Source organism: Methanosarcinales archaeon, from assembly GCA_014859725.1.
In the GTDB taxonomy this organism is placed as follows: Archaea; Halobacteriota; Methanosarcinia; order Methanosarcinales; family Methanocomedenaceae; genus Kmv04.
In genome coordinates, this window is record JACUTQ010000167.1 from 1 (window position 1) to 4,421 (window position 4,421).

Sequence of the window (4,421 nt, forward strand, 5' to 3'; positions counted from 1 at the left end):
GTACTCCTCTTAGTGTCATCTCAATCTAACCGTACTATACAAATATCTTTGGGGAATATCACTGGATTGCCGTCCGGGGTAACTATTAGACTCAAACCTGAATCATATGCTCTTCAGCCTAATAAACAGACAAAACTGGAATTTAATATAACCGTTTCTCCCACTGCTCCAACTTCAACACCTGAATCGGAGGAGCCTTTGCCTGAGGAATTCATAGGATTGAAGCTTAATGGTGATGGATGGAGTATCGGAAAAGCATTTTATCTGAAAATAATCTAAGTTCAACAAGGATAAGACTGATCTGGACTGCACCCCAAAAAGTGGACAGGTAGTTGAGCCTGTGGCAAACTTGATAAAATTGCCTAAAAATTTCCTAGGATGGCTTAGATTGACAACCTCACACCCAAGTAAAATCAGAGCGTTAAGAATTTTCTGTGATTTATGTTTGCCTTTGGTGGCAAGTGCACCAAGTGTCTCACGTTCGTCTTTGGAAAATGTCACTATATATTTCTTCATATTGAATCCCCTCATATCTAATATGGAGAATATATGATTTAAATATTGCGACTTAACATATTTTACATGACAATAGAATCTTTCCAGTCATGATATACCTCAAGCCAGTTTACTCCATTTCCAACATAAAACTAATGTCTGTTGGTTTTTCCCTGGCTGACGGAATCAGTCACCATAATGGTAACTTCGGAGGCGTTTCCAGTAGATGGGCGCACCGCATATCCTATTTACTTTTTTGCCGATCCCGTTGGTGCAGCCACTAAAGCCACAACCAAAAATACTGCACATATTCTCATTGGTATTTTCATCTGTTATCACCCAAAGGAGGTATAATAAAAAGACTGTTTATAATTTTTATGGGACAAACACCTAATTGATTAGGTGATTGTCCGAGAAATCATATATATTATCGAAGAAATATAAGGAGTAATTGGGGGTTCAACTGAACCTATCAAAGAGCGGTTGAACCCCATGACTTGCCCAAAGGCATGATTATGTTGCGCCTTATGCTTACTTAAGGTTTCGGTCGTGCCTCTGGGGAAGATGGAACACAAACCACAAGGAGGTAAAGACAATATGAAAAGTGGAATGATGGTCGTAAACGCATTGCTGGTTTTCGCAGTCCTATGCTTAGTGCAACCAACGGCAGGTTACGATGACGACTTAACAGCAGAATATAGTGTAACAACATTGGATGATTACCACTATATTAGTGACTTTGACCCACCTTATGGGGCAGATTACGTATACCCTAAAACGGAATATTGGTTACACGATGTAGTCTCGTGGAGTGAAACGTTTTACTGGTATAACGATACCGTATGGCAAACAGATTTCGGTACCCAGACTTCGGGTTACCAAGGTCTGGATGAAGCAGACTATCACATCCATTTTGGGCACGGTGGTAAAGATCTAATTACAAATGAACAGGAGATTTGCCTGTACGAATGGAACTTTGGTGCCGAAGACCATAATGACTTAACAGGAGATCTTGCATGGGACGAAGTCAATGGTAAATGGGATCTGGATAGTGAATGGCTATTCATATACAGTTGCAATGTGCTCAAAGATAGCATTGGTAAATGGGGTGCGGCCCTAAACAAGGCACACATCATTCTCGGCTTTACGACCGTCGTGACAACAAACTATGGGATATTGGATACTTTCTACTCACAGTTGATTGACAGCGATAACACAGTAGTGAATTCTTACTATGTAGCAACAACAAGCGCTTTTGACATCGGGGTGAAAGCTGCAGCCATCGCTGACACCGAGGATCAATTTTACTATGATCATATATGGAACCAGGGTGAAGTAAAGCCAGATGAATCACCGAATGACAATATCATTTGGTATGCAGAATGGAGTTGCTAAGGAGGCGAATGCAATGAGAAAAAATAAATTGTTACTGGTTGCTACATTGGTATTTGTGGTGCTCCTGGCAGGACTCGCATACGCACAGTCAGCAGGCTACGTAGAGAATGATGCTATTGTAAGGGTGACAGACACAATAACTCATGACGATGTAAGAACGGTAGATGTTAAAATTGCAACCGTTTTACCAGATGAACCGAAACGGTTACCGATCTACCGAGTTACTGATGCCAATGTCAGTAAATCTGAAGCAATTTCAATAGCTAAAGAGTTTAACTTTGGTACAGAGCCAAAGGTGATTTCATATCCGGTACAACCTGAAAATGCACTGAGCCCGCTGAAGACAAAATATCTCTTTAAAAATGGATCGTGCTACATAGAGATACATGCTTCCAGCAAGGCTGTGACATATGGGAACAGTGACAAAATGATGAAGGTTAGTAATAACTTACCATCGGAGTCGGATGCGATCAAAATAGCACAGAAGTTCCTGAAACAGCACGGCATTTCGGTGAACAATGCTACAATAGAAGCAGAGACAATCTTATTGAACAAATTGGACACAAGCACCAATAAAATATTGGATAAGAAACCAATGATGGTACAAGTGAAGTTCAAGAGATACGTCGACGGGATGCGCGTGATGGGTGCAGGCGGAAAGGTCATAGTTACGATTGGAGATGACGGTGAACCAGTGTACTTCCTCAAGAACTGGAGAACTCTCGAGCCTGCTGGAACCACTGATGTTATTCCATTGAGTGCAGCCATTGATAAACTGAAGCGATTGGAAGTAAAGGACGTTCCGACAACTCCAATAAGGTCGATTGAAGTGATCGGAATAAACCTTGGATATTATGGAGATATTCCATCAGAAGAGCAAACAACCTATAAACCGGTCTGGGTGTTCGATGTTAAAACATCCACAAGCACAGAAACGATACAGTTATGTGTTGATGCTGCAACATAGTATCTGCACATAACATTTTATTTTTTTGAGGTGAGCAATATGAAAAAAATGATTGCACTGCTGTTCCTGATACTTACGGGCGTAACTTTGGTATTTGGAGGGTGCTTAGAACAAAAACAATCACCACCATCGCTTTTTGGTTCGGAAATAACAAAAATCGAGGCACATAATGGCCACGATGTAGATCATCTCACCATTCATATAATCGATGACGAAGCTGAACTAAAAATCGGCGTGGATGATGGGGGCAAATATATCTACCAAAGTGCCAAGAAAGTACCGGTGAAACAAATCTTAGACGAGCTGAATTCGTTTACGGAGCTTTTTAATAGGGGGATGACTGCTGAACATGTTGAGATGCCTCTGGAGCGTTCGATGTCTTCGGATTACGATGTTGTAATACATTTAGCGGATGGTAGACATTATTTAATATCCCAAATTATAAATGCACCTATTCAAGTAGAAAATAAGACCGGTAAACCTGGACAAGTGATGTTTTACCTCAAACCGTATTCAATCGACTATACACAACCTATAAAGGATATAGGAACAAAAGCATTCGATTTACAACCACCAATCCAGGAAAAGTTTTTCGATTCACGTTAAGATTTTCAGATATCTTTTTTATTATTAGTATTTTTGATGAAACCATATTTTTAATGAGAAAAGTTACAATGTACCCATGCCCTCTATATTTTATGAAAAACCTCCAAAGTTTAAAGATAAAATTTTCAATTTATTAGACTCTCTTAAACATTACATTTTGCAATTTGTGAGGTGAATAACACCAAGATTACTGATAGCATCTTGATCATCAACTCTGGCATTCCGCTACAGTTTTGCTGGTTTGTTGACAGGTTAAATTATGATGGAAATAACAACAGTAGCAATCGGAATATACAGTGTTATTATCGCAGTAGCCTTTGCCTTCTGGCTCTGGATGCTGATAGACTGCCTGCAAAGGCCGACCGAGCGGTTCTCGAACGGCGACGAGTATGATAAGCTGATATGGTGCCTTGCCATATTCTTTGTGCATTTTATAGGGGCGGTGTTGTATTACTATCTTGTCAAGAGGAAGGATTCGGGATGAAGGCTTTGCAGGTTTGGATAGATGCCCATACAGGAGAAGTAATTGGAGGATACAGGTGCAAATAAACTCCAATTTTTTGAGGTAATAGAAAGACTGTTTATAACTTTTATGGGACAAACGCCTAATTGATTAGGCAGTTGTCCGAGAAATTATATATGATGTCGAAGAAATATAAGGAGTAATTGGGGTTCAACAGTTCCGCAAGAGCAATTGAACCCCAGAGTTGCCCAGAGGCATTATCAAAGTTAGCTTTGAATTTACTTAAAGCTTGCCTGGTCTTGCCTCCGGGAAAATAAAAGAAATTGGAGATAAGAAGAAATGAAAACAATAGTAAAAAAGCTTGGAATCTCAGTGCTAGCTTTATTGCTGGTTACTGTAGGAACGGCCATGGCAGATCCAGATGGAGGCAGCTCGTATTCCGATGCAACATCTATCGATGTTCCAGACAATAATTTTGACATTTTTGGGACTTAC

The 4,421-nt window shown here is 40.1% G+C and carries 6 protein-coding genes and 1 pseudogene; 6 read left to right on the forward strand and 1 reads right to left on the reverse strand.

Annotated elements, in window-relative coordinates:
* Nucleotides 1–66 precede the first annotated feature (66 nt).
* Nucleotides 67–279, forward strand: coding sequence for a hypothetical protein (locus IBX40_11210; GenBank protein ID MBE0524886.1), 213 nt, complete (start codon nt 67–69; stop codon nt 277–279).
* 117 nt (nt 280–396) lie between these two features.
* Here IBX40_11210 and IBX40_11215 read toward each other — a convergent pair.
* Nucleotides 397–549, reverse strand: a pseudogene (locus IBX40_11215) (IS630 family transposase).
* Between the two features lie 543 nt (nt 550–1,092).
* On the opposite strand from IBX40_11215, the gene IBX40_11220 reads away from it, so the two are divergent.
* The 5 genes from IBX40_11220 to IBX40_11240 all read left to right on the forward strand — a co-directional run.
* Nucleotides 1,093–1,890, forward strand: a complete 798-nt coding sequence (locus IBX40_11220; protein ID MBE0524887.1) for a hypothetical protein — start codon at nt 1,093–1,095, stop codon at nt 1,888–1,890.
* A 13-nt stretch (nt 1,891–1,903) separates the two neighbouring features.
* Nucleotides 1,904–2,857 carry a hypothetical protein gene (locus tag IBX40_11225; GenBank protein MBE0524888.1) on the forward strand — a complete coding sequence of 318 codons (954 nt, stop codon included), beginning with the start codon at nt 1,904–1,906 and terminating at the stop codon, nt 2,855–2,857.
* Between the two features lie 39 nt (nt 2,858–2,896).
* Nucleotides 2,897–3,463: a hypothetical protein gene (locus tag IBX40_11230; protein ID MBE0524889.1), complete on the forward strand. Its 567-nt coding sequence runs from the start codon at nt 2,897–2,899 to the stop codon at nt 3,461–3,463.
* Nucleotides 3,464–3,725: 262 nt separating this feature from the next.
* Nucleotides 3,726–3,947, forward strand: a complete 222-nt coding sequence (locus IBX40_11235) for a PLDc_N domain-containing protein (GenBank protein MBE0524890.1) — start codon at nt 3,726–3,728, stop codon at nt 3,945–3,947.
* A gap of 318 nt (nt 3,948–4,265) precedes the next feature.
* Nucleotides 4,266–4,421, forward strand: a 156-nt coding sequence (locus IBX40_11240; GenBank protein MBE0524891.1) for a hypothetical protein, incomplete at its 3' end; no start/stop codon positions are given.

Bases quoted from the DNA above. Each gene is read 5' to 3' on its own strand.
- IBX40_11220 (MBE0524887.1), top strand. From the start codon at position 1,093: ATGAAAAGTGGAATGATGGTCGTAAACGCATTGCTGGTTTTCGCAGTC.
- IBX40_11225 (MBE0524888.1), top strand. From the start codon at position 1,904: ATGAGAAAAAATAAATTGTTACTGGTTGCTACATTGGTATTTGTGGTG.
- IBX40_11230 (MBE0524889.1), top strand. From the start codon at position 2,897: ATGAAAAAAATGATTGCACTGCTGTTCCTGATACTTACGGGCGTAACT.
- IBX40_11235 (MBE0524890.1), top strand. From the start codon at position 3,726: ATGGAAATAACAACAGTAGCAATCGGAATATACAGTGTTATTATCGCA.